Here is a 24,829-nt window from a genome sequence, read left to right as displayed (position 1 = left end):
GCTTCAATCTTGCTGGTGTGTGGCGCAGCTTACTGGCAAAGCGGCTGCCTTGTCGAGCCTGCGCCGGCGGCTTCCGGCCCCGTTTTATCGGCATCCGTGCCGCCCGTGCCGCGTGCATCGCAGCGCGCATCGACGACGGTCGGCGTGATGAAGACGACCAGTTCGCTGCGGTGGTCGCGCTGCGCACGATGCCGGAAAAGCGCGCCCAGAATCGGTATTTTGCCCAAGAGCGGCACGCGCGTCACATCGTTCCGGTTCAGTTGTTCATAGATCCCGCCGATCGCGACCGTCCCGCCATTCTCGACCTCGACGCGCGTCTGCACGTGCTTCGTATGAATCGCCGGGCCGGCCGCCGTCGGCTCGCCGATGCTGTCCTTCGTCACGTCCAGGTCCAGCACCACGCGCCCGTCCGGCGTGATCTGCGGCTCGACCTCGAGCTTGAGCGTCGCGCGGCGGAACTGCACGCCGCTCACGCCGTTGCCGACCTTCGCCTGGTACGGCAGCTCCGAACCCTGTTCGACGATGGCCTTGACGCGATCGGCGGTCACCACGCGCGGGCTCGAAACGATCTGGCCCCGCCCCTGCGCCTCGAGCGCGCTCAGTTCGACGTCGAGCACGCGGCTGAGCGGCGCGGCGAACAGCGTAAAACCGGCGGTCGCCGCTTCGAAGCCGCCGAGCGGCCGCGCAGCAAGGTCGAGCGCGTTGTGCGCGCCGGCGGTGAACGCGGCGCCCTCGCCCGACGGCGGCCGCTGCTGCGCCCGCAGCGCGACGCGGGCGCCGAGATTGCGTGAAAACCCCTGCTCGCCCTCGACGATGCGGGCCTCGATCCGGACCTGCCGCGACGGCCGGTCGATCGCATCGATCAGGCTCGCGATCTGGTCGACGCGCGGCGCGAGATCGGTGACGAACAGCAGGTTCGTGCGCGGATCGGCCGCCGCCGCACCGCGCTTCGACAGCAGGCGCTGGCCGGTCGCGCCGGCCAGCAGGCGTTGCACCTCCTGCGCGCGCGGATAATGCAGCGCGAACGTCCGGCTCGCCAGCGGCTCCAGATCGGCGGCTCGCGCGTGCATTTCGAAGCGCTCGCGTTCGCGCGCAGCCAGCTCGGTCGCCGGCGTGACCCAGATCACGTCGCCCCGCCGGGACATCGCGAGCCCGTGCGTGTCGAGCAGCGTGTCGAAGGCATCGCGCCAGCGCACATTATTCAGACGTAACGTGACCGTGCCGCGCACCTGCTCGCCGACGACGATATTGAGCCCGGTGAACCGCGCGAACGCGTCGAACGCGGCCGCGAGCCCCGCGCCCTGCAGATTCAGCGAGATCCGCCGCGCATCGTCCGCGTCGCCCGGGTGCCGGGCAGCGGCGTCGCCCATCCGGGCCGGCGGCGCCAACGGGATCGGCGGCCCTTCCAGCCCGGGTGCGGTGGCGGCCGCAGGCTGAAGCGCCGCGCGAGCCGCCTCATCGAACGGCGGCGGGCCCGCGTCCGACCCTCCGGCGTTGTCCGCCCCGTCCCGCGCGCCTTCGGGGATCGGCAGGCCCGGCACCGACATATCCATCGATGCAGCGGCAGGCCAGACGGCCGGCAGCGGCGGCAGCGGCGGCAGCGGCGGCAGCGACGCGTTTGCACCGGGCGCCGTCAGCGCCGTGAACACCGTCAATCCCGCCCAGACAGCAAGCGCCCGACATCCGTGCTTCGTCATGGCCGCCCCCCGTCGTCCAGCGTGACCCGATACACGCCGTCCGCCGTCGCGAGCGTCACGGCGACGGGATCGACCCGCACCACCCGCGCGGCCCCGAGGCTTTCGCCGGGCGCCACGGCCGTGAACGCGCCGCCGCCCTCACCGTCACCGAACAGCGCGAGCCCGGCGCGCCCGTCGCGAATCGTGCCGGCCAGGCGCGCGGCCGGCCCCTGCGCGTCGGACGAGCCGGCGTCACCGAACGGATCGGCGCCGGGCGCATCGGCCAGCACCAGCGCCGATCCGCCGGTGGACGTTGCCGCCGGCAACGCCGGAAACACGTCGACGGACATTTCCACGCGCGCGGCCTCGTTGCTCCGTTCGACGCGCAAGGCGGTCGGCACCGCGAGCACCGGGAAGTGAGCCAGTCCGCCGACCATCCGCAGCAACGCGCGAAATCCGCCAGCCGCGACGATGCGCACCGTGCGCCGGCCGTCCGGCATCGCACCGTCGGCGCGCAGCGGTTCGATCGATACGCGGTGCAGCCCGCTCGACGCGGCGCGATCCGCCAGCTCCAGCATCAACGCAGCCCATTCCGGCGCGTGCGGCAAGCGATCGCCGTGCGCGGCCGCCGGATGCACGTCGCGCTGCCGCGAAGCGGCCGCCAGCACACGATGCGCGTCGGCCTCACGCCCCTGCGCCGCGACGAGCAGCACGCGGCTGTGCGCGAGCCCGCTCCAGTCGGCCGCATTGGCCAGATGAATGCCGCCCGCCAGCACGGCCGTGAAAGCGACCACGCAGCTCGCGCCATGCGCGAGCGCCGGCGACACGCGTCGCATGCCGCGCCGCCGGCCGGTGCTTCGCAGTGCGAGTCGATGTGCAAGCGCCGTCATGCGCCATCTCCGGACGTTTTCCGGGACGGCACCCCATCGTGCCAGCGCATTTGAACCGAGAACCGCAACGGCATCCCGCCCGGGACGACCGGCGCCTCCGACGCGGATTTCAACGTGTCGATATCGATCCGCCAGCCACGCTGCTCGCGCGCGATCCCCGCGAGCCATCGCGCGGCCGCCCGGTAGCTCGCTGCGCGCACATCGAGCACGGCGCCGGCTGACGTCGTGCGCAGCGCGTCGAGCCGGACGGTGCCGTCGCGCACCTGCGCCAGTGCGGCCAGCAGCCCCGCGACGTACCGGGATGGCGCGGCAAGCGCGGCCGCCCGCGCGTCGCGCTGCGCGGCGGCCGCCGCGGCACTGGCGGCGCGCGTCGCGGCCCCCACCTGCGGCTGCAACTGCAGCAGTCGCGCCTCCACGTTTGCACGCTCGGCATCCACCCGCCACCGCGCGCCGGCGGCGGCGCCCGTCCACAGGCCCGCGCACAGCATGCCGGCCACTATCGCCGTACCGCACTGCACGGCCCGACGACGTCGCAACGCCTGCGCCCGCCGCTCGCGATGCGGCAGCAGGTTGAAGCCGGCCGGCTCCGCGCGGCAGGCCGTCATTCCCACACCCCGCGCAATGCCAGCCCGAACGCGACCGCCATTGCCGGGTCGCCCGGCAGCCCGGCCGGGCACGGCTGCCCGCTCCAGCTCGTGCAGTCGAACGGCACCGCGACCGCGCCGAGCACATCGCCGATCTCGGCCACGGACGTATCGAAGCGGGCGATACATCGCGCGCTCCCGGCCACGAGTATGCAACTCACGGCCCCGAGCGCGCGCCGGCGCAATGCGTCGGAAAACGCCCCCGGCATCGCGCCCGGCAGCGTCAGCACCGGCGCGGCCAACGGACCGTCGATGCGCCAGCCCTGCACGCCCGCGTCATGGAACCAGAACGCCGCGTACGCGCCCGCATGCACATCGACTTCGAATTGCGCGGCATAGCGCAACGCGCGCAGCGCCGCGGCCGACTCGCCGTCGACCACCGTCAGATCGACACCCGCCTGCGCGGCCACGTCGATCCGCCGTTCGAGCAGCGCAAGCGGTGCCACGGCGACCTCGACCTCGTCCGCCACCGCGCCGCCGTCCTGCCGCCAGTCGAACGCGAGACTGTCCGGCGCCAGCCCCGAGATGCGTTCGGCCGCCTGCCGCGCGGCGTCTTCGACATCGTCCCGCCCCGCCAGGTCGAGCGTCGCGATGCGCATCTCGTCGTCGTGCAACGCCATCACGCCGCATGTGTCGCACCGCACGCCGGCCGCCGACAGCCTCGACACGGCGGCGGCCAGTGCACGTGCGACCGCCGCCCAGCGCGCATCCTCCGGCCCGTCCGCCAACCCGACCGGCTCCCGATCGAGCCCCTCGACGCACACCTGAGCGCTCCGGCCGCGCCGGCTCAGCACGACCACCCTCACCTCGTCCGCGCCGACGTCGATTCCCGTCGACCGGTGCCCGCCCTGCGCAAACCGCCCTGCCCATCGTCCCGTCATTCCAACCTCCCGAAATCGTCGCGGACCACGCCGCGTTTCCGAGACCTGATTCTGCAAAGCGGCGCGGGAGACCGACAGTCGGCCGAATGGCCAGCAACCGCTCGCGACGGCCGCGCGCGGGCTATGCTGCAAGCATGCCGGCCGCACCTTCGCGGCGGGTAGCCGCCCGCGTCAGGACCGGTCTTACCGGGCAGCTATAATCGCGGGACTGTTTTCCGGTATGCCTATGCAATCCACGACTCCTACGTCCCCGCCTCCTGCCCCGGAGCCGAAGAAGCGGCCCTGGTGGCAAAAAGCCCTGCTCGGATTCGCCACGATGTGTGTGGCGCTCGTCGTGGCCGGCGGCCTCGTACTCGGTTACGCACTCGTCGTCGCGTGGCCGAACATGCCGTCGCTCGACGCGCTGACCGACTATCGGCCGAAGGTGCCGCTGCGCATCTATACGTCCGATCACGTGCTGATCGGCGAATTCGGCGAAGAGCGCCGCGACGTCGTCCATTTCAAGGACGTGCCCGACTCGCTGAAGAAGGCGATCCTCGCGATCGAGGACGCACGCTTCTACGATCACGGCGGGGTCGACCTCACCGGCATCGTCCGCGCCGGCTTCGTCGCGCTGACGAACGGCCATGCGTCGCAGGGCGCGAGCACGATCACGATGCAGGTCGCGCGCAACTTCTTCCTGTCGAGCGAGAAGACCTACACGCGCAAGATCTACGAGATGCTGCTCGCGTACCGGATCGAGCGTGCGCTGACGAAGGATCAGATTCTCGAGGTCTACATGAATCAGATCTATCTCGGCCAGCGCGCGTACGGCTTCGCGAGCGCCGCGCGGGTCTACTTCGGGAAGGACCTGAAGGACATCTCGCTTGCCGAGGCCGCGATGCTCGCCGGGCTGCCGAAGGCGCCGTCCGCGTACAACCCGGTCGTGAACCCGAAGCGCGCGAAGGTGCGCCAGGAGTACATCCTGCAACGGATGCTCGAGCTGAACTTCATCACGCGCGAACAGTACGACGAGGCCGTCGCCCAGCCGCTCGTCGTCAAGGGGCCGGGCCGCGATTTCAGCGTACACGCCGAGTACGTCGCGGAAATGGTCCGACAAATGATGTACGCGCAGTACCGTGAGGAAACCTACACACGCGGCTTCAACGTCGTCACGACGATCGACTCCGCGGACCAGCAGGTCGCGTACACCGCGCTGCGCAAGGGCATCATGGATTACGAACGCCGGCACGGCTACCGGGGGCCGGAAGGCTTCATCGAGCTGCCGGCCGGCGCCGACGATCGCGAACAGGCGATCGACGATGCGCTGCTCGAACACCCCGACAACGGCGAACTGATCGCTGCAGTCGTCACGGCAGCCAGTCCGCGCCAGATCACGGTTGCGTTCATCGACGGCAGCAGCGCGACGATCGAAGGCGACAACCTGCGCTTCGCGTCGGGCGCGCTGTCGGCCAATGCGCAGCCGAATCGACGCATCCGCCCGGGCGCGATCGTCCGCGTCGTGAAGAACGACGCAGGCAAATGGTCGATCACGCAGTTGCCGCAGGTCGAGGGGGCGTTCCTGTCGATCGTCCCGCAGGACGGTGCGATCCGCTCGCTCGTCGGCGGCTTCGACTACAACAAGAACAAGTTCAACCACGTCACGCAGGCGTGGCGGCAGCCGGGTTCGTCGTTCAAGCCGTTCATCTACTCAGCGTCGCTCGACAAGGGCCTCGGGCCGGCAACCGTGATCAACGACGGTCCGCTGTATTTCAGCGCGGCCGAAACGGGCGGCCAGCCGTGGGAGCCGAAGAACTACGGCGGCGGCTTCGAAGGCCCGATGTCGATGCGCACCGCGCTGCAGCGCTCGCGCAACCTCGTGTCGATCCGGATCCTGAACCATATCGGCACGAAGTACGCACAGCAGTACATCACGCGCTTCGGCTTCGACGCCGAACGCCATCCGGCCTACCTGCCGATGGCGCTCGGCGCGGGCCAGGTCACGCCGCTGCAAATGGCAGGCGCGTACTCGGTATTCGCGAACGGCGGCTACCGCGTCAATCCGTACCTGATCGCCGAAGTCACCGATCCGAACGGCGCGATCGTCACGCGCGCGCAGCCGCTCATCGCCGAGCAGAATGCGCCGCGCGCGATCGACGCACGCAACGCGTACGTGATGAACAGCCTGCTGCAAAGCGTCGCGCAGCGCGGCACGGGCGCACGCACCAACGTGCTGAAGCGCACCGATCTCGCGGGCAAGACCGGTACGACGAACGACTCGCACGACGCGTGGTTCGCCGGCTACCAGCACACGCTCGCCGCGATCGCGTGGATCGGCTACGACAATCCGCGCAGCCTCGGCGATCGCGAAACGGGCGGCGGCCTGTCGCTGCCCGTGTGGATCGACTACATGAGCGCCGCGCTGAAGGGCGTGCCCGAATTCAAGCCGACGGCGCCGGACGGCGTCGAAACGCTCGGCGGCGAGCTGTACTTCACCGAGTTCACACCCGGTCACGGTTTCGTGTCGACGGTCGGCGTGCCGCAGGCGCCGGCCGCGCAGAACGTCGACGCAACCGTGCCGCATGTCGACGAGCAGGAAAAGCAGGACATCATGAACCTGTTCGCGCACTGACCACTGGTCCGGACATGAAAAAAGCGCCCCGCGAGGCGCTTTTTCTTTGGCACGACGCGTCGCGGCGCGGCCCCGGCTTCAGCCCGAAACGTTACGGCGCGCTGAACGTGATCGGCAGGCCGGCCTGCTGCGTCGCGTACTCCGTGAGCGCCGAGAAAAACTCGGTGCCCGTGCGCGTATCGCGCCACGCGCCGTCGATGAAACGGTAGTGGAAACCGCCCGCTTTCGCGGCGATCCACACTTCCTTCATCGGCGGCTGCAGGTTGACGATAATCTTCGAGCCGTTCTCGAACGTCAGCGTCAGGACGCTGCCGTTGCGCTCCAGATCGATGTCGTGATCGCCGTCGTTGGCGTCGTCGACGGTACGCTCGACGGCCGCCAGCACGGCCTCGGCACGGGTCAGGTATTCGGTATCGGACATGCTAAACTCTATCGATTCAATTGTTCAGGGACGATCATGCGAGTCGTTTTCCGGATGAGCGCGATTGTAGCGGCTTTGGCGATTCTTGCCGGCTGCGGTCAAAGCGGCGCGCTCTATCTGCCCACCGTGCCTCCGATGCCCAAGCCACTCCAGCAGCAGGACACGCCGCCGTCGGACGTGACACCGACCGATGAAAACGCGTCGTCCGACAGTGTGCCCGGTTCGTCCGGCACACCGCTCACGCTGTCGCCGGAATTGTCGAGCGGGGCATCGAGCCCGGCCGTCGCGAAGTAACGACATGACGAAATAACGGCGCGCCGCCGCCAGCACGGCTCGCGAAACGAGGCGATGACTCCCCGGTCATCGCCTTTTGTTTTTCCAGCCTGCGCCGTCATGCGCGCACGCGCCGCCATCCCCACGCAAGCAGCCGCCAGCCGAGCAGCGCGGCGACGATCGCCGCATACAGCTTCGGCTGCGCGAGATTGTGCTTGCCGGCCCGCATCCACCAGAAGTGCAGCACGCCGAACAGCGCGATCGCGTAGATCGCGCTGTGCAGCGTCGCCCAGTGCCGGCCGAGCCGGCGCACCATCGCGCGCGGCGACGTGGCCGCGAGCGGGATCAGCAGCACGAACGCGGCGAAACCGACCGTGATGAACGGGCGCTTGCCGACGTCCTTCAGGATCGCGACGACGTCGAACCACTTGTCGAACCAGAGGTAGGTCGTGAAGTGCAGCGTCGCGTAGAAGAACGCGAACAGCCCGATCATCCGCCGAAAACGCAGCAGCGCGGCGAACCCCGTCATGCGCCGAAGCGGCGTGACGGCGAGCGTGACGCAGAGCAGAACGAGCGTCCAGAGGCCCGTCGAGCGCGTGATGAACTCGATCGGATTCGCGCCGAGCCGGTCGGTCAGCCCGAACAGCACGAGACGCGCGAGCGGATAAAGGCCAGCCGCAAACACCAGACCCTTGGCCGGCGCGAGCCAGCGCGGCGCGGCCGGCCGGCGCGCCCCGGCCCGCGCAGCGGGCTCGGCGCCGGCTACTCGCGGCGGTGTCAGCGTCGAAGGAGGCATGTCGTTTCTCACCGGCGCGCTCAGAAATTCTTCTTCAGGTCCATGCCCTGATACATCGACGCGACGAGATCGCCGTAGCCGTTGAACATCAGCGTCTTGCGCTTCGGCGTGAAGAAGCCGTCCTCGCCGATGCGCCGCTCGGTCGCCTGGCTCCAGCGCGGATGATCGACGTTCGGGTTCACGTTCGAATAAAAGCCGTACTCGTTCGACGCGTACGTGTTCCAGCTCGTCTTCGGCTGCTTGTCGACAAAGCGGATCTTCACGAGCGATTTCGCGCTCTTGAAGCCGTACTTCCACGGCACGACGATGCGCACCGGCGCGCCGTTCTGGTTCGGCAGCACCTGCCCGTAGACGCCCATCGTCAGCAGCGTCAGCGGGTTCATCGCCTCGTCCATCCGCAGCCCTTCCGAGTACGGCCAGTCGAGCACCGGCGTCGACAGGCCGGGCATCTGCGACGGATCGGCGAGCGTGACGAACTGCACGTATTTCGCGTTGCCGGTCGGCTGCACGCGCTTGATCAGCTCGGACAACGGCACGCCGATCCACGGGATCACCATCGACCATCCCTCGACGCAGCGCAGCCGGTATACGCGCTCTTCGAGCGGCGCGAGCTTGAGCAGCTCGTCGAGATCGAACACCTTCGGATGCAGCACCTCGCCCTCGACGCTCACGCGCCACGGACGCGGCCGCAACGTGCCGGCGTTCTGCGCGGGGTCGCTCTTGTCGGTGCCGAATTCGTAGAAGTTGTTGTAGGACGTAATGTCCTTGAACGGCGTCACCTTGTCGGCCGCGACGAACTGCGGGTTCGTCTTGGCCGCCAGCTTCGCGGCCCGCGCATCGGGCGACGCATAAGCGGCCCATGCTGCGCCGCTGCCGCCGAGCAGCCCGCCCGCCGCCGCAAGGCCGGCCGCCTGCAATACGCGCCGCCGGTTCTCGAAGACGGCGCGCGGCGTAATCTCGCCCGGCGCAATATCCGCGCCGGTCAGGACGTTCCGCAAAGGGCGTTTGATCCACATCGTGTTGCTCCTCGTGCCTGCGCGGCGCGCAGCTTCATGAGCGTTCGACCCGACCCGTCTTGCGCCGTTCGACGCCCGGACCGCTCGCCCGTTACAAAAGAAAACCGCCGGGCACGCAGTGCGCCGGCGGTCTCATAGTCGGACGAGCAGCGGAAATCTTACAGCTTGCCGTAGCTGTGCAGCCCGGACAGGAACATGTTGACGCCGAGGAACGCGAAGGTCGTCACGAGCAGGCCGGTGAGCGCCCACCATGCGGCCACCGTGCCGCGCAGGCCTTTCATCAGGCGCATGTGCAGCCATGCCGCGTAGTTGAGCCACACGATCAGCGCCCAGGTTTCCTTCGGGTCCCAGCTCCAGTAGCCGCCCCACGCTTCGGCGGCCCACAGTGCGCCGAGGATCGTCGCGATCGTGAAGAACGCGAAACCAACCGCGATCGACTTGTACATCACGTCGTCGAGCACTTCGAGCGTCGGCAGGCGATCGGCGAGGACCCCGCGCTCCTTCATCAGATACGCGACCGACACCATCGCCGACAGCGCGAAGCTGCCGTAGCCGATGAAGTTGGCCGGCACGTGGATCTTCATCCACCAGCTCTGCAGCGCCGGCACGAGCGGCTGGATCTGCTGCGCATCGCGCGCGACCGAATACCACATCAGGAAGCCCACCGCCGCGCTGATCACCAGCAGCACGAACGCGCCGAGCGAACGCGTGCCGTAGTGGCCCTCGTAATACAGATAGAGCAGCGCGGTGATCAGGCTGAACAGCACGAACACTTCATACAGGTTCGACACGGGGATGTGGCCGACGTCCGCGCCGATCAGGTAGGACTCGTACCAGCGCACCATCAGGCCGGTGAAGCCCATCAGCACGGCGACCCACGTGAGCTTCTGCCCGATCGCGGAACCCGACTCCGAGCGCGCGAGCAGCCCGATCCAGTAGAAGATCGTCGCGAGCACGAACAGCGCGCTCATCCACAGGATCGCCGACTGGCTCGACAGGAAATACTTGAGGAAGAACGCGGAATCGGCGCGCGCAAGATCGCCCTGGTAGATCTGAATCGACAGCAGCGCCAGCACGGCGATCGACGCCATCATCAGCCGCGCGGGCTTCCAGCGCCAGCCGAGCGCGATGAGCGCCGGCACGGTGCCGATCATCACCGCCTTGTCGTAGTAATCCATGTGCGCGTTGTAGTGCACGAGCGCATAGCCCGCGCCCGCCACGAGCGCCAGTGCGAACAGCCAGTCGAGCAGCGACAGGCGCGCGAGGAACGGACGGTCGTCGAACAGCGGCGCCGTGGCCGGAGCCTGGGCCGACGCCCGCTGGGAAGAGGAAACGTGTGTGAGATCCATGATGTTACCGGGTGGAATTCTCGGAATCGGAACCGCCGCCGGCAGGCGTACGGGCCGTCGATGCCGCACCGGCCGGCGCGGCGTCGCGAGGTGCGGCACGCAGGGCGGCACCGGCCGCGTCGCGCGTCTGCACGAATTCTTTCTCGAAATCGAAGGTCTTGCGGGCCGTGGACATTGCCATCACCACATCGACGCCCGAACCGGCGTCCTTCAGCCAGAACCAGAGGCGCCGCTCGCGCACGTAGAACATCGAGAAGATGCCGGCGACCAGCAGCAGGCTGCCAAGATACACCAGATTCTTGCCGGGTGCGCGCGTCAACTGAAATACCGAAGCTTGCACCTGCTTGAATGAGTCAAGCTGCAAATAGACCGGCGATCCATACAAAAAGCTGTCGGATAGCGCGTTGATCGCGTTCTGCACGAAGCGGATCGTGTCGGTGCCCTGCTGCGCGGCCGGCTCGCCCGCACGCTCGCGCGCGATCTGCCAGACCTCCCACATCGAGCCTTCGAGCATCCGCAGCAGCAGGCTCGCAGCCTTCTCCTGCTCGGCCTTCGGCACTGAACGGTCGATGAACGTCGCGACGGCCTGGAAGCCGCCGATCGGCTGGCCGTCCGCGCCGCGGCCGACGCTGTCGTCGCTTGCAGCAAAAAGGGTCAGCACCTTCGATGCGCTGTCCTGGAGGCGGCTGCGCAGCGATGCGTCGGTGCCCGGCAGCGAACGCTGCGCAAAGCGCGCGGCGGCTTCGGCGCGCACGGACGGATCCTCGAGCGCGGCGCGCAGACGCATCCATTCGCCGATCGAATCCTGGCTGTCGGCCGGAATCCGCATGTAGCGGAACGGGTCGTTCGGGCTCGCGCGTACGCCGGCGAGGAACACGCGCTCGCCGTTCATGTCGACGGGCAGCATGTAGTTGTTGAATTCGCGCGCCTGGCCGTCCTTGCCGCGGATCTTGTACTGCACGGACGGGCCGATGTTGTGGAGCTGCGTCGGCTTCGACGTCTTCGCGCCGGAGCCGAGCCGCTCGTCGAACACTTCCTTCAGCGAGCTCGTCGTGGCGACACCGCGCACGTCCGGCTTGCCGTTCGCGTCGGCCATGTTCTCGACGTTGATCGCGCGGAAATCGGAGAACTCGATCGTGTCGCCGTCGGCGCCCGGCATCTGCAGCGGCGCCGAACTGCCGATCGTGCCCTTCACGGGGAAGGTCTTCGCGTTGCCGCCCGTCATCGGGTAAGCCGTCATCTGCATTTGCGAGCCGCCATCCTGGAAGCTCGACTGGTAGATCGACACGCCCTTGTACGTGAACGGCTTGTTGACCTCGACACGCGCCGGAATCTTCTGGCCGGTCTCGCGATCGATCACGACGATGTCGCTCGCGAACAGCTTCGGCATGCCCGTCGTGTAGTAGTCGACGATGAACTTGTTGAGCTGGATCGAGAACGGCAGATCCTGGATCAGCGAGCCGCTCGGCTGGTTCAGGATCGCGGTCGACACGAACTGCCCCTCGGGCACCCACGCATAGCCGCGGAACGTCGGGTTCGACGCGGACAGGCGATGGTCGGGCGCGATCTCGCTGATCGTCGCGCTCGTGTTGACCGGGCTCTTGCCGAACATCCACATCTGGAATTTGATCGGCAGGTTGCTGTCGAGCAGGCCGCCGATACAGATCACGACGATCGCGAGGTGTGCGGAGATGTAGCCCCACCGGGTCATCGCGCCGCGCTTCGCGGAAATCAGCGTCGCACCGTCGTTTTCACGCACGACGTGCTTGTAGCCGGCCTTGGTGACGAACGTGGCGAGCGTCGCCGCGACCGTCGCGCGCGTACCGGCAGCCGTGTACTCGGCCTTGTGGTGGAACGCGCGCAGGCTGCCTTCGCGAACCTTGTCCTTCCAGCTCTTCGCGTCGGCGAGCATCTTCGGCGCGTTGCGGATCACGCACAGCGAGATCGACACGACGAGGAAGATCAGGATCAGCATGAACCACCATGCGCTGTACACGTTGTACAGGCCGAGCGAGCGGAAGATGTCCGCCCAGAACGGCCCGAACTGGTTCACGTAGTTCGGATACGGATCGTCCTGGGTCAGCACCGTGCCGATGATGCTCGCGATCGACAGCACGACCAGCAACGCAATCGCGAAGCGCATCGAGCTCAGCAGCTCGACCGCGCGCTTCGACGCACCCTGACCCGACTTCGACTGCAACCCCGACGTGGTAACGCTCATTCAAACTCCGACTTAGGGGGAAACCGCCCCCGACACTTACTTGGTTCGCCTGGGGGCGCAGCCCCCCTCTCCGGCAAGCCCTTCCATCCTGGCCTGGCCCGGCGAGTGCCGACAAAAAAGAAGGGCGAGGCAACCGCGACGATGCGGCGCCCCACCCTTTTCTTGTTCTGACTCCGGCCGCCCTTCGGGCGCCCGGTCATGCCATTCGCGGCCGACCGCTCAACGCAGGCCCGCGATGTAATCCGCGACGGCCTTGATCTCGTTGTCCGACAGCCGCGTCGCGATCTGATGCATCGCCTCGTTGTTGTTGCGCGCACCGGCACCCTGCTGGAACGCGGTCAACTGCGCGACCGTGTAATCGGCCCATTGCCCGGACAGCCGCGGATACTGGACCGGAATCCCCTGCCCCGTCGGCCCGTGACAGCTCGCGCAGGCGGGAACGCCCTTCTCCGCGATGCCGCCGCGATAGATCTTCTGGCCGATCGGCACGGTGGCCGCATCGCGCGCGGTACCGAGCTTCGTCGTCTGCGACCCGTAGTACGCGGCGACGTTGCGCATGTCGTCCGCGCTCAACGCGCTCGCGAATCCGACCATCACCGCGTTGTTACGCACCGGCCCCTTCGCGCCCGGCTGCGTCTTGAAGTCGTTCAACTGCTTGACCAGATATTCGGGATGCTGGCCGGCGAGCTTCGGGAAACTGCCCGACGCGCTATTGCCGTCGGCGCCGTGACACGACGCACATACTTGCCCGGCAATTGCCTTGCCGCGGTCGAGATCCGGCTTGGCCGCATCTGCCGCGTTTGCCTCCGCTACGAAACCTACGAACCCTGCTGCAACCTGAAGCACCATCAGAGACTTGCACAGTCGATTCATTCGCACACCCTGTTTCGTCTTGTGGGAATTTGAGGTTCTGCAAAAAACGACGGCGTTCAGTCTACCGCAGAAGCCACATAAAAGCGCGAGGCAGGCGCCCGGTGGCCTTCGGTAAAACCGCCGTATTGTACAATATCGTGTTGAAAGCTCCCGCGCCTATCGGGGCTACCCCGCCTCCACCAAGCGGCTTGCGCCGCCCGTCCTTCCGGTTCCCATGGCCTTTCTGCTCCATCAAGCCCGCTTCTACACGACCGTCAACCATCTGCGCGACCTGCCGCCGACGGTCCAGCCGGAAATCGCGTTCGCGGGCCGCTCGAATGCCGGCAAGTCGACGGCGATCAACGTGCTGTGCAACCAGAAGCGGCTCGCCTTCGCGTCGAAGACGCCCGGCCGCACGCAGCATATCAACTACTTCTCCGTCGGCCCGGCCGCCGAGCCCGTCGCGAATCTCGTCGACCTGCCCGGCTACGGCTACGCGGAGGTGCCCGGCGCCGCCAAGGCGCACTGGGAAATGCTGCTGTCGTCCTATCTCGCGACGCGCTCGCAGTTGTGCGGCCTGATCCTGATGATGGATTCGCGCCGTCCGCTGACCGATCTCGATCGCCGGATGATCGAGTGGTTCGTGCCGACCGGCAAGCCGATCCACACGTTGCTGACGAAGTGCGACAAATTGACGCGGCAGGAAAGCATCAATGCGCTGCGCACCACGCAAAAGGGGCTCGATGCCTATCGTGACCAGGGCGTGCAGGGCAAGCTGACGGTCCAGCTGTTCTCCGCGCTGAAGCGCACGGGGCTCGACGAAGCGCACGAGCTGATCGAGAGCTGGGTGCGGCCGTCCGTCGCCGACGAAAAAAGCGAGCCTGTAGCACAATGAGCGGGCAACGCGCGGCCGAGATCGGCGGCGCGCACCTGACGGCGTCTGCGATTTCGGCCGGCTCATAAAAAAACCCGCCGTTGAACGGCGGGTCAAACAGCCTAATCGAAAAACGACAGGCACCCGCTCAGGGAGGAGAAGCGGGGAGCTGCACGCGACGCGTGCCGCTCGATCGCTATCATATACCAACGATCTCGAAAATGACCTAAGGGTTCCGCAAGGCCCTTACTGCCCTGATTTCCATTCAATCGCCATGAGCTTTCATCCGCTTCATCGTCCGCGCCGGATGCGCCGCGACGACTTCTCCCGGCGCCTGATGCGCGAAAACCGCCTGACCACGGACGACCTGATCTATCCGGTGTTCGTCGTCGATGGCACCAACGAACGCCAGAGCGTCCCGTCGATGCCCGGTGTCGAGCGCGTGTCGGTCGATCTGCTGATGCACGTCGCCGAGCAATGCGTCGAACTCGGCGTGCCCGTGCTGTCGCTGTTCCCGGCCATCGAGCCGTCGCTGAAGACGCCCGACGGCCGCGAAGCGGCCAATCCGGACGGCCTGATCCCGCGCGCGGTGCGCGAGCTGAAAAAGCGCTTCCCCGAACTCGGCGTACTGACCGACGTAGCACTCGATCCGTACACGAGCCACGGCCAGGACGGCGTGCTCGACGAGAACGGCTACGTGATCAACGACGACACGATCGAGATCCTGATCGATCAGGCGCGTGCGCAGGCGGAAGCCGGCGTCGACATCGTCGCACCGTCGGACATGATGGACGGCCGCATCGGCGCGATCCGCGAAATGCTGGAAAGCGACGGCCATATCCACACGCGGATCATGGCGTACTCGGCCAAGTTCGCATCGGCGTTCTACGGTCCGTTCCGCGATGCGGTCGGCTCGGCGTCGAATCTGGGCAAGGGCAACAAGATGACCTACCAGATGGATCCGGCGAACAGCGACGAAGCGCTGCGCGAGGTGCGTCTCGACATCGACGAAGGCGCCGACATGGTGATGGTCAAGCCCGGCATGCCGTACCTCGACATCGTGCGCCGCGTGAAGGACGAGTTCCGCTTCCCGACCTACGTGTACCAGGTGAGCGGCGAATACGCGATGCTGAAGGCAGCGGCGATGAACGGCTGGCTCGACCATGACAAGGTCGTGCTCGAATCGCTGCTCGCGTTCAAGCGCGCAGGCGCCGATGGCGTGCTCACGTACTTCGCGCTCGATGCCGCACGTCTGCTGAAGGCGCAGCGCTGAGCCGCACGACTGCCGGCATCAAGCGAAACGGCGGGACACTTCGGTGTCCCGCCGTTTTTTTTCATGAAGTCGACGCGGAAGCGGCCGACGTGCGCACGCGAATCCGCGTTAAACCGTCGGTACCGCCGCACGATCGAGACTACGCAGGAACGTCTCGGCCGCCTGATAGCCGACCACCCGGCCGATCTCGTTGCCGTTGCGATCGAAGAAGATGATCCCCGGCGGCCCGAACAGGTTGAAACGCTTCAGCAGCGCCTGATCGTCCGCGTTGTTCGCCGTGACGTCCGCACGCACGAGGTGAAGCTGCGCGAGCCGCTTCTGCACACGCGCGTCGGTGAACGTCAAATGCTCCATCTCCTTGCAACTCACGCACCAGTCTGCGTAGAAATCGAGCATCACGGGCCGTCCCGACGTCTTCAGCAACGCGTCGAGTTCGCCGCTGGAACGCACCGGTGCGAACGCGGCCTCTCCCTGCGCGGAAGGCGCACCGACGGCCGATGCACCGCCCGACGCAACCGTGCGTGCCGCGAGGATGGCCAGCGGCTTGACGGGGTCGTTGGAGCCGGCGGCAAGACCGACGAGCAGCGTCGCCGCCCAGATCGCGAGCGCGGCGCCGAGGCCGCGGCCGAGGCGGCGCCAGATCGACGCGGCACCTGCATGCGGCGTAAACAGGCCGAGCGCCGCGGCCGCGACGAGCAGCCACAGCGCGGCGAGCACCATCTTCACGCCGCCCGCGAGCACCGGCCACACGATCCATAGCGCGGCAGCGAGCAGCACGATCCCGAAGAACACCTTCACGCCGTCCATCCATGCGCCGGCCCGCGGCAGGACCGTGCCCGCGCCGACGCCGACGACGAGCAGCGGCACGCCGAGCCCGAGACCCATCGCGAACAGCGCGGCACCGCCGAGCAGCGCATTGCCGGTGTGCGCGATGAACGCGAGCACCGCAAACAGCGGCGCCGTCATGCACGCTCCGACGACCAGCGCCGACAGCGCGCCCATCGCGGCGACCGCGACGAAGTGGCCGCCCTGGCGCGCGCTCGACGCGTCGGCCGCGCCGTTCTGCCAGCGCGCGGGCAGCGCGATGTCCTTGCCCGAGATCAGCGAAATCGCGAACGCGGTGAGCAGCACGCCGAATGCGCCGAGCACCCACGGGTTCTGCAGCCACGCGCCGAGGCTCTGGCCAACCAGCGCGGCCGCGATGCCCAGCACCGTATAGACGAGCGCCATGCCGACCACGTACGTGAGCGACAGCGCAAAGCCGCGCGCATGCGTCGCGCGCGTGCCCTGGCCGATGATGATCGCCGACACGATGGGAATCATCGGATACGAACACGGCAAGAGACTCAGCACGACGCCGGCGACGAAATACAGCGCGACGATCGTGAAGAAGCCGTGCCCCTCCAGCAGCGACTGCGCGAAATCGGCGCTCGTCACCTTGTCGAACCAGCTGCCCGAAGCCGCGGCGCCATCGGCCGGCGCGGCCGCGCCCAGGGCCGCGCCGTCGACCTTCACGACGTGCTCGGCAGGCGGATAGCAGATGCCTTCGTCGGCGCACCCCTGCGACGTGACCGCGAGCTCGAACGGCCCCGCCGCCTGCTTGACCGGCACGTGGATCACGACCTCGTCGCGATAGGTCTCGACTTCCTTCTGGAACGTCTGGTCGAACTTCACGTGACCGGCGGGAAATTGCGGATCGCCGAGCGTCGCCTGGCCGCTCTTCACTGCGAACGCGAACCGCTCGCGGTACAGGTAGTAGCCGTTGGCGACCTTGAAGCGGACATCCACCTGCCCCGGCGCTTCGTTCGCGCTGAACTTGAACGCGACCGACGGATCGAGGAAATCGTCCGCCGCGCGCGCGGCCGACAGGCTGCCCAGCACGACCATGAACGACAACAGGACTGCGAGGAACCGCAGCGCACGCACGCGCACGGAAAGCACCATACCGTTAAACATGAAATAGACGTTGAGTTTCGCTGGTCACCCACTGGCCGTACGCGGCCGAGGCCGTCGCCTGCCACGAGACGATTTCGGGCGTCTCGTACGGATGATGCGCGAGAATAAATCGCTCCAGTTCGAGCGCCCGCACAGGGCTCGTCTTGAACAGCAACTGGATCTCGTCGGCCGTTTCGACCTTGCCCTGCCAGTGATAGCGCGACTTGATCGCGCCGAGCTCCGACACGCACGCGGCGAACCGCGCATCGAGCGCGCCGTCGGCCAGTGCCTGGGCCGTCGCCGCATCGGGCACCGTCGTCAGCATCAGCACCACTATCATCCGCGCCCTCCTGGCTGGTGTATCGACTCCTGCCGACACGGATTGCCTACCTGGGATCACGCCGGCTGCCCGTATCGTAGCGCAGCCCGCGCAACGCTGCCGGCGTCGTCCTGCGACAATCGATCGCAGCCGGCGCAGGACAAACAAAAAGGGCCAAGCATTTGCTCGGCCCTTTTCAGATCCTGCTACGTACGGGAAGCTTACTCAGCTTCTTGCACGTTTTCCGTTTCGTCGACTTCCGGACGATCGAGCAGCTCGACCAGTGCCATCGGTGCGTTGTCGCCGACGCGGAAGCCGAACTTCAGCACGCGCAGGTAGCCGCCCGGACGGTTCGCGAAACGCGGACCGAGCACGTCGAACAGCTTCGCCACCGAGTCACGATCGCGCAGGCGGTTGAACGCCAGGCGACGGTTTGCCAGCGACGGCTTCTTGCCGAGCGTGATCAGCGGCTCGACAACTTTACGGAGTTCCTTCGCCTTCGGCAGCGTCGTCTTGATGACTTCGTGCTCGATCAGCGAGTTGGACATGTTACGGAGCATAGCCAGACGGTGGCTGCTCGTGCGGTTCAGTTTCCGCAGACCATGACGATGGCGCATTTCAGTTTCCTTGATTCAAAGTTTTGATCCAGCTCTTCTATCGCACCTCGAACGGTGCACGGGCCGGTAACGAAAAAAAAGCAAGATGCGGATTTTAAAGGAAAATCCGCATCTTTGCCAACTACAGCTACAGCAGTGCTACAAGCAGGCTTACTTGTCGAGACCAGCCGGCGGCCAGTTCTCGAGCTTCATGCCCAGCGTGAGACCGCGCGAAGCGAGCACTTCCTTGATCTCGTTGAGCGACTTGCGACCGAGGTTCGGCGTCTTCAGCAGCTCGTTTTCCGTGCGCTGGATCAGGTCGCCGATGTAGTAGATGTTCTCGGCCTTCAGGCAGTTCGCCGAACGAACCGTCAGCTCGAGATCGTCCACCGGACGCAGCAGGATCGGATCGATCTGCGGTGCACGCGACGGCGCTTCGGCTGCCGTTTCCGTGCCTTCCAGCGCCGCGAACACGGACAACTGGTCGACCAGGATGCGGGCCGATTGACGGATCGCTTCTTCCGGCGTGATCACGCCGCTCGTTTCGATGTTCATCACGAGCTTGTCGAGGTCGGTACGCTGCTCGACACGCGCGCTTTCAACAGCGTAGCTCACGCGGCGAACCGGCGAGAACGATGCGTCGAGCACGATGCGGCCGATGATCTTGGCCGTGTCTTCGCCGTAGCGACGGACGTTGCCGGGCACATAGCCGCGACCCTTCTCGATCTTGATCTGAACGTCGAGCTTGCCGCCCTTCGACAGATGCGCAATCACGTGATTCGGGTTGATGACTTCGCAGTCGTGGGCCAGCTCGATGTCGCCGGCCGTGACAACACCTTCACCTTCCTTGCGCAGCGTAACCGTCACTTCGTCACGGTTATGCAGCTTGAACACCACGCCCTTCAGGTTCAGCAGCAGGTTGACGACGTCTTCCTGCACGCCATCCAGCGTCGAGTACTCGTGCACCACGCCCGCGATCGTCACTTCGGTCGGCGCGTAGCCAACCATCGACGACAGCAGCACGCGGCGAAGCGCATTGCCCAAGGTGTGGCCGTAACCGCGTTCGAACGGTTCCATGACCACCCTCGCGTGGTTCTCGCCCAGCGATTCCACGGCGATGATCTTGGGTTTCAGCAAACTGGTTTGCATGGGCTTTCCTTTTCAATACCCTCGGCTCGTTACACCGATAAGGCTGACCGGTAACAACCAGAAAATAAACAGCCGAGGCCCCTCCTTGCATGACGCAATCGGGATACCTCGGCCGTCAATCGGATTAACGCGAATACAATTCGACGATCAGGCTTTCGTTGATGTCGCCTGCGATTTCAGCGCGTTCCGGCATTTGCTTGAACGTGCCTTCGAACTTCTTCGCATCGACTGCAACCCAGCTCGGCATGCCGCCTTGCTCAGCCAGCGACAGCGCTTCGACGATACGCGCCTGCTTCTTCGCCTTTTCGCGGATCGCGACGACGTCACCTGCCTTCACTTGTTGCGACGGGACGTTCGCGACGACGCCGTTCACGGTGATCGACTTGTGGCTCACCAGCTGACGCGCTTCAGCGCGGGTCGAGCCGAAGCCCATGCGATACACGACGTTGTCGAGGCGCGACTCGAGCAGTTGCAGCAGGTTTTCACCCGTGTTGCCCTTGCGGCGGTCGGCTTCAGCGAAGTAGCGGCGGAACTGACGCTCCAGCACGCCGTAGATACGCTTGACCTTCTGCTTTTCGCGCAGCTGCGTACCGTAGTCGGACGTACGTGCGCCCGAGGTACGGCCGTGCTGACCCGGCTTGCTGTCGAGCTTGCACTTGTCGGCGAGCGAGCGGCGTGCGCTCTTCAGGAACAGGTCGGTGCCTTCACGGCGGGACAGCTTGGCTTTGGGGCCGATATAACGTGCCACTTTGCATTCCTTTATCAATCAGTCACGCGGATCGAAATCCGCGCTAGTCCGCTCCCTTTGGGGCGAACGGTGGGCTTAGTCAATCAAAAAAGCAACGCCCGTCGACGCTACGCGGCGACAGGCAATGCGCCAGCACGAACGTGCCAGCACATCTTTAGATACGACGGCGCTTCGGCGGACGGCAGCCGTTGTGCGGAATCGGGGTGACGTCCGAAATCGCGGTGATCTTGATGCCGAGGCCGTGCAGTGCGCGCACTGCCGACTCGCGACCCGGGCCCGGGCCCTTGATCCGCACTTCCAGATTCTTCACGCCGTATTCCATCGCGACGCGGCCAGCCGACTCGGCTGCGACCTGAGCAGCGAACGGCGTCGATTTGCGCGAGCCCTTGAAGCCCTGACCGCCCGACGTCGCCCATGCCAGAGCGTTGCCTTGGCGATCGGTGATCGTGATGATCGTGTTGTTGAACGACGCGTGAACGTGAACCACGCCTTCAGCGACGTTCTTCTTAACCTTCTTGCGAACGCGTTGCGCCGCGGTGTTCGAAGCCTTAGCCATTACGTTTTCCTGTAACTGTCAGTTCCGCTTACTTCTTCAGCGCTTGCGCTGCACGACGCGGACCCTTACGGGTACGTGCGTTCGTACGCGTACGCTGACCGCGCATCGGCAGGCCCTTGCGATGACGGACACCGCGGTAGCAACCGAGGTCCATCAGGCGCTTGATGTTCATCGTCACTTCACGGCGCAGATCGCCTTCGACGACAAACTTGCCCACTTCTTCACGCAGCTTTTCCAGGTCTGCGTCGGTCAAATCCTTGACCTTCTTCGAAAAATCGACGCCAGCTGCCACGCAGATGCTGCGCGAACGGGTGCGGCCGACACCGAAGATCGCCGTCAGGCCAATTTCGGTGTGCTGGTGATTCGGGATGTTAACCCCTGCGATACGAGCCATTGTTTTTCCTCAAACAAAAAGCGCAAACAAACGCGCGGTCAGCCTTGGCGCTGCTTGTGGCGCGGATCCGAGCTGCAGATCACGCGAACGACGCCTTTGCGCTTGATGATCTTGCAATTGCGGCAAATGCGCTTAACCGATGCCATCACTTTCATGATAATACCCTTTTTTCAAATCACTTCGCCCGGAACACGATCCGCGCACGAGACAGATCGTAAGGCGTCAATTCAACCGTCACCTTGTCGCCCGGCAGGATGCGGATGTAGTGCATCCGCATCTTTCCGGAAATATGCCCCAACACGACATGGCCGTTTTCCAGCTTCACGCGGAAGGTCGCATTCGGGAGGTTTTCAATCACCTCACCCTGCATCTGGATTACATCGTCTTTGGCCATAGTCCTTTCAACGCATCGGGATGTTGCCGCCCTTGAAGTTAGCCTTCTTGAGCAGCGACTCATACTGTTGCGACATAACGTACGACTGCACCTGCGCCATGAAGTCCATCGTGACGACGACAATGATCAGCAGCGACGTTCCACCAAAATAAAACGGCACGTTCCAGCGCAGCACCAGAAACTCCGGCAGCAGACACACGAAGACGATGTAGATCGCACCGGCCAGCGTCAGACGCGTGAGGATGCGGTCGATATATCGTGCGGTCTGATCGCCCGGACGGATGCCCGGAACAAACGCGCCGCTCTTCTTCAGGTTGTCCGCGGTTTCCCTGCTGTTGAACACCAGTGCGGTGTAGAAGAAGCAGAAAAACACGATTGCCAGCGTGTACAGCAGCACATAGACCGGCTGGCCCGGCTTAAGCGCTTCCGCTACGTTATGCAACGTATTGGAAATCCAGCTTCCCGTCGGCTGACCGGTACTGAACCAGCCGAGAATCGTTGCCGGGAACAGAATGATCGACGATGCGAAGATCGGCGGAATCACACCCGACATGTTCAGCTTCAGCGGCAGATGCGACGACTGCCCACCGTAGATCTTGTTGCCGACCTGGCGTTTCGCGTAGTTCACGAGGATCTTGCGCTGACCGCGTTCGATGAACACGACCAGGTAAGTCACCGCGGCAATCAGAACGACGATGATGATCGCCGAAATGATGCTCATCGAACCCGTACGCACCAGTTCGAACAACCCACCGACGGCGTTCGGGAACCCTGCTGCGATCCCGCCGAAGATGATGATCGAGATACCGTTGCCCAGACCACGCTCGGTAATCTGCTCGCCGAGCCACATCAGGAACATCGTGCCCGTCACCAGCGTCACGACCGTCGTCAGACGGAACAGCATGCCGGGATCGGTGACGAGGCCCGGCTGGTTTTCCAGCGCGGCCGCGATACCGAACGCCTGGAAGGTCGCGAGCACCACGGTGAAATACCGCGTGTACTGCGTGATCTTCCGTTGCCCAGCCTGCCCTTCCTTCTTCAGCGCCTCGAGCTGCGGCGAGACGATCGCCAGCAACTGCATGATGATCGACGCCGAGATGTACGGCATGATCCCCAGCGCAAAGATCGTGAAGCGGGAAAGCGCGCCACCCGAGAACATGTTGAACATGCCCAGGATGCCGCCCGCCTGGCTCTGGAACAGCTTAGCCAGTTGATCCGGATCGATGCCCGGCACGGGAATGTGCGCGCCGATGCGATAGACGATCAGCGCCAGGAGCAGGAACATCGCTCGCCGGCGCAGATCGCCGAATTTCGCCGTGCTTCGACCGGGTTTTGCAAGACTCGGGCTGTTAGCCAAGTACCTTCTCCGATGAATGCAAGTGACGACGCGCTACGCGTGTCACTCGGCGAACGAACCGCCAGCCGCTTCGATCGCAGCGCGCGCACCCTTGGTGGCACCGAGACCCTTCACGACGATCTTGCGCTTCAGTTCGCCCGTCGCGATGATCTTTGCGCTCTTCGTCAGCTCGCCGACCAGGCCGGCTTGCTTCAGTGCGAGCAGATCGATCTCGTCGACCGGCAGCTTCTCGAGGTCGCTCAGGCGCACTTCACCGACGAATTCCTTCGTCAGCGACGTGAAGCCGCGCTTCGGCAGACGACGTTGCAGCGGCATCTGACCGCCTTCGAAACCGACTTTGTGGAAGCCGCCCGAACGCGATTTCTGACCCTTGTGACCACGGCCAGCCGTCTTGCCGAGGCCCGAACCGATGCCACGGCCGACGCGACGCTTGGCGTGCTTGGCGCCAGCGGCCGGCTTCAGGTTATTCAATTCCATATCAACTCCTTGATCCGTAGGGCCGCTTACGCGATGACCTTAACGAGGTACGAGACCTTGTTGATCATGCCGCGGACCGCCGGCGTGTCCTGAAGCTCGCTGACCGAGTTGAGTCGGCGCAGGCCCAGGCCACGCACGGTCGCGCGGTGCGATTCGCGGGTCCCGATCAGGCTCTTAACGAGCTGAACCTTGACAGTTTTTTCAGACATGGTGACCACCCGGGCTTAGCCCAAAATTTCTTCGACGGACTTGCCGCGCTTCGCCGCGATGTCTGCCGGGGTGGACTGCTTGCGCAGACCGTCCAGCGTGGCGCGAACGAGGTTGTACGGGTTCGTCGAACCGTGGCTCTTCGCCACAACGTTCTGAACGCCCATCACGTCGAACACTGCGCGCATCGGGCCGCCGGCGATCACGCCCGTACCTGCCTTCGCCGGAGCGAGGAGGACAGCCGACGCGCCATGCTTGCCGTGCACTTCGTGTTGCAGCGTGCCGTTCTTGAGCGGCACCTTGAACATGTTGCGGCGAGCTTGTTCCATTGCCTTCTGGACAGCGACCGGCACTTCCTTCGCCTTGCCCTTGCCCATACCGATGCGGCCATCGCCGTCGCCAACCACGGTCAGTGCGGCGAAGCCGAGAATACGGCCACCCTTCACGACCTTGGTCACGCGGTTGACCGAAATCATCTTTTCGCGAAGGCCGTCGTCGCGCTCGTCAGCCTGAACTTTCGCTTGCATCTTTGCCATGACGAATTCCTTCCTTAGAACTTGAGCCCAGCTTCGCGAGCTGCCTCAGCCAGCGCCTTGACGCGGCCGTGGTAGCGGAAGCCCGAGCGATCGAAGGCGACGGATTCGATGCCGGCGGCCTTGGCCTTCTCGGCAATACGCTTGCCGATCAGCGTCGCAGCATTAACGTTGCCACCCTTGCCCGACTTGTCGGCGAGCTCGGCGCGCACTTCAGCTTCGAGCGTCGACGCGCTGGCGAGCACCTTGGTGCCGCACGGCGAGAACACTTGAGCGTAGATGTGCGTGTTCGTGCGATGCACGGCGAGACGCGCGACCTGCAGCTCAGCGATCTTGATACGCGTCTGGCGAGCGCGGCGCAGGCGAGATTGAGTCTTATCCATGATT

At 65.4% G+C, this 24,829-nt stretch carries 28 protein-coding genes; 4 read left to right on the top strand and 24 right to left on the bottom strand.

The genetic code is table 11. From position 1 onward, the window contains the following. Positions 1-29 precede the first annotated feature (29 nt). From WJ16_RS01585 to WJ16_RS01570, 4 genes are read right to left on the bottom strand one after another with little or no spacing between them, the layout of a single operon-like run. Positions 30-1,697: a type IV pilus secretin PilQ gene (locus tag WJ16_RS01585; RefSeq protein WP_069255548.1), complete on the bottom strand. Its 1,668-nt coding sequence runs from the start codon at positions 1,695-1,697 to the stop codon at positions 30-32. Next, a complete protein-coding gene (locus WJ16_RS01580; protein WP_069255547.1) occupies positions 1,694-2,566 on the bottom strand; it encodes a pilus assembly protein in 873 nt (290 codons plus the stop codon). The genes WJ16_RS01585 and WJ16_RS01580 overlap by 4 nt, the downstream gene beginning before the upstream one ends. Then, complete coding sequence (locus WJ16_RS01575) at positions 2,563-3,171, bottom strand: fimbrial protein (RefSeq protein WP_069255546.1); 609 nt, start codon at positions 3,169-3,171, stop codon at positions 2,563-2,565. The genes WJ16_RS01580 and WJ16_RS01575 overlap by 4 nt, the downstream gene beginning before the upstream one ends. Continuing rightward, on the bottom strand, positions 3,168-4,091 hold the full coding sequence (locus WJ16_RS01570; RefSeq protein WP_069255545.1) for a type IV pilus biogenesis protein PilM: 924 nt from the start codon (positions 4,089-4,091) through the stop codon (positions 3,168-3,170). Before WJ16_RS01570 ends, WJ16_RS01575 begins: the two co-directional genes overlap by 4 nt. A gap of 226 nt (positions 4,092-4,317) precedes the next feature. On the opposite strand from WJ16_RS01570, the gene WJ16_RS01565 reads away from it, so the two are divergent. Next, a complete protein-coding gene (locus WJ16_RS01565) occupies positions 4,318-6,702 on the top strand; it encodes a penicillin-binding protein 1A (RefSeq protein ID WP_157126705.1) in 2,385 nt (794 codons plus the stop codon). 91 nt (positions 6,703-6,793) lie between these two features. Here WJ16_RS01565 and cyaY read toward each other — a convergent pair whose 3' ends face one another. Then, positions 6,794-7,123 (bottom strand): iron donor protein CyaY, encoded by a 330-nt coding sequence (gene cyaY, locus WJ16_RS01560; protein ID WP_069255543.1) that lies wholly within the window; start codon positions 7,121-7,123, stop codon positions 6,794-6,796. Between the two features lie 36 nt (positions 7,124-7,159). Between cyaY and lptM the strand changes: the two genes are divergently transcribed. Further along, a complete protein-coding gene (lptM, locus tag WJ16_RS01555; protein ID WP_069255542.1) occupies positions 7,160-7,417 on the top strand; it encodes an LPS translocon maturation chaperone LptM in 258 nt (85 codons plus the stop codon). Positions 7,418-7,514: 97 nt separating this feature from the next. On the opposite strand, the gene msrQ is transcribed toward lptM, so the two are convergent. The 5 genes from msrQ to WJ16_RS01530 all read right to left on the bottom strand — a co-directional run bounded on the left by msrQ (position 7,515) and on the right by WJ16_RS01530 (position 13,651). Then, positions 7,515-8,192: a protein-methionine-sulfoxide reductase heme-binding subunit MsrQ gene (gene msrQ / locus WJ16_RS01550; RefSeq protein WP_069255541.1), complete on the bottom strand. Its 678-nt coding sequence runs from the start codon at positions 8,190-8,192 to the stop codon at positions 7,515-7,517. A gap of 20 nt (positions 8,193-8,212) precedes the next feature. Then, the gene (gene msrP / locus WJ16_RS01545) at positions 8,213-9,208 is read right to left on the bottom strand and encodes a protein-methionine-sulfoxide reductase catalytic subunit MsrP (RefSeq protein ID WP_069255540.1); all 996 of its coding nucleotides are present in this window, start codon (positions 9,206-9,208) and stop codon (positions 8,213-8,215) included. A gap of 158 nt (positions 9,209-9,366) precedes the next feature. Next, positions 9,367-10,557 carry a c-type cytochrome biogenesis protein CcsB gene (gene ccsB / locus WJ16_RS01540; RefSeq protein WP_069255539.1) on the bottom strand — a complete coding sequence of 397 codons (1,191 nt, stop codon included), beginning with the start codon at positions 10,555-10,557 and terminating at the stop codon, positions 9,367-9,369. A gap of 4 nt (positions 10,558-10,561) precedes the next feature. After that, positions 10,562-12,778 carry a cytochrome c biogenesis protein ResB gene (locus WJ16_RS01535; protein ID WP_069255538.1) on the bottom strand — a complete coding sequence of 739 codons (2,217 nt, stop codon included), beginning with the start codon at positions 12,776-12,778 and terminating at the stop codon, positions 10,562-10,564. Positions 12,779-12,997: 219 nt separating this feature from the next. After that, positions 12,998-13,651 carry a c-type cytochrome gene (locus WJ16_RS01530; RefSeq protein ID WP_069255537.1) on the bottom strand — a complete coding sequence of 218 codons (654 nt, stop codon included), beginning with the start codon at positions 13,649-13,651 and terminating at the stop codon, positions 12,998-13,000. Positions 13,652-13,865: 214 nt separating this feature from the next. Here WJ16_RS01530 and yihA point away from each other — a divergent pair, with 214 nt between their 5' ends. Together yihA and hemB are read left to right on the top strand one after the other, a co-directional pair. Next, positions 13,866-14,525 carry a ribosome biogenesis GTP-binding protein YihA/YsxC gene (yihA, locus tag WJ16_RS01525; RefSeq protein WP_069255536.1) on the top strand — a complete coding sequence of 220 codons (660 nt, stop codon included), beginning with the start codon at positions 13,866-13,868 and terminating at the stop codon, positions 14,523-14,525. Between the two features lie 253 nt (positions 14,526-14,778). Further along, positions 14,779-15,777: a porphobilinogen synthase gene (gene hemB, locus WJ16_RS01520; protein WP_069255535.1), complete on the top strand. Its 999-nt coding sequence runs from the start codon at positions 14,779-14,781 to the stop codon at positions 15,775-15,777. 108 nt (positions 15,778-15,885) lie between these two features. On the opposite strand, the gene dsbD is transcribed toward hemB, so the two are convergent. The 14 genes from dsbD to rplR form a co-directional block, all read right to left on the bottom strand. Then, positions 15,886-17,733 (bottom strand): protein-disulfide reductase DsbD, encoded by a 1,848-nt coding sequence (gene dsbD, locus WJ16_RS01515; RefSeq protein WP_069255534.1) that lies wholly within the window; start codon positions 17,731-17,733, stop codon positions 15,886-15,888. Then, complete coding sequence (gene cutA / locus WJ16_RS01510) at positions 17,726-18,052, bottom strand: divalent-cation tolerance protein CutA (RefSeq protein ID WP_069255533.1); 327 nt, start codon at positions 18,050-18,052, stop codon at positions 17,726-17,728. Before cutA ends, dsbD begins: the two co-directional genes overlap by 8 nt. A 200-nt stretch (positions 18,053-18,252) precedes the next feature. After that, positions 18,253-18,648 (bottom strand): 50S ribosomal protein L17, encoded by a 396-nt coding sequence (rplQ, locus tag WJ16_RS01505; RefSeq protein ID WP_006477175.1) that lies wholly within the window; start codon positions 18,646-18,648, stop codon positions 18,253-18,255. A gap of 150 nt (positions 18,649-18,798) precedes the next feature. Then, on the bottom strand, positions 18,799-19,776 hold the full coding sequence (locus WJ16_RS01500) for a DNA-directed RNA polymerase subunit alpha (RefSeq protein ID WP_006477176.1): 978 nt from the start codon (positions 19,774-19,776) through the stop codon (positions 18,799-18,801). Positions 19,777-19,900: 124 nt separating this feature from the next. After that, positions 19,901-20,524: a 30S ribosomal protein S4 gene (rpsD, locus tag WJ16_RS01495; protein WP_006477177.1), complete on the bottom strand. Its 624-nt coding sequence runs from the start codon at positions 20,522-20,524 to the stop codon at positions 19,901-19,903. A gap of 154 nt (positions 20,525-20,678) precedes the next feature. Further along, positions 20,679-21,080 (bottom strand): 30S ribosomal protein S11, encoded by a 402-nt coding sequence (gene rpsK, locus WJ16_RS01490; protein WP_004197937.1) that lies wholly within the window; start codon positions 21,078-21,080, stop codon positions 20,679-20,681. Positions 21,081-21,108: 28 nt separating this feature from the next. Beyond that, entirely contained in the window at positions 21,109-21,474 is a 366-nt protein-coding gene (rpsM, locus tag WJ16_RS01485) for a 30S ribosomal protein S13 (protein WP_006477178.1), read from the bottom strand. Between the two features lie 38 nt (positions 21,475-21,512). Next, positions 21,513-21,629, bottom strand: coding sequence for a 50S ribosomal protein L36 (gene rpmJ, locus WJ16_RS01480; RefSeq protein ID WP_004199844.1), 117 nt, complete (start codon positions 21,627-21,629; stop codon positions 21,513-21,515). A 20-nt stretch (positions 21,630-21,649) separates the two neighbouring features. Further along, the gene (gene infA / locus WJ16_RS01475) at positions 21,650-21,868 is read right to left on the bottom strand and encodes a translation initiation factor IF-1 (RefSeq protein ID WP_004521905.1); all 219 of its coding nucleotides are present in this window, start codon (positions 21,866-21,868) and stop codon (positions 21,650-21,652) included. Positions 21,869-21,875: 7 nt separating this feature from the next. Next, positions 21,876-23,225, bottom strand: coding sequence for a preprotein translocase subunit SecY (gene secY, locus WJ16_RS01470; RefSeq protein ID WP_006482915.1), 1,350 nt, complete (start codon positions 23,223-23,225; stop codon positions 21,876-21,878). Positions 23,226-23,267: 42 nt separating this feature from the next. Further along, entirely contained in the window at positions 23,268-23,702 is a 435-nt protein-coding gene (rplO, locus tag WJ16_RS01465; protein ID WP_006477180.1) for a 50S ribosomal protein L15, read from the bottom strand. A 26-nt stretch (positions 23,703-23,728) separates the two neighbouring features. Then, the gene (rpmD, locus tag WJ16_RS01460; RefSeq protein WP_006400644.1) at positions 23,729-23,911 is read right to left on the bottom strand and encodes a 50S ribosomal protein L30; all 183 of its coding nucleotides are present in this window, start codon (positions 23,909-23,911) and stop codon (positions 23,729-23,731) included. 15 nt (positions 23,912-23,926) lie between these two features. Continuing rightward, positions 23,927-24,445, bottom strand: a complete 519-nt coding sequence (gene rpsE / locus WJ16_RS01455) for a 30S ribosomal protein S5 (RefSeq protein WP_006482895.1) — start codon at positions 24,443-24,445, stop codon at positions 23,927-23,929. A 14-nt stretch (positions 24,446-24,459) separates the two neighbouring features. Then, entirely contained in the window at positions 24,460-24,825 is a 366-nt protein-coding gene (gene rplR, locus WJ16_RS01450; protein WP_006477183.1) for a 50S ribosomal protein L18, read from the bottom strand. Positions 24,826-24,829: the final 4 nt, after the last annotated feature.

The organism is Burkholderia metallica (genome assembly GCF_001718555.1).
Classification (GTDB): domain Bacteria; phylum Pseudomonadota; class Gammaproteobacteria; order Burkholderiales; family Burkholderiaceae; genus Burkholderia; species Burkholderia metallica.
The sequence above is the reverse complement of the archived record's forward strand: the minus strand, read 5'-3'. Positions and strand labels throughout refer to the sequence as shown.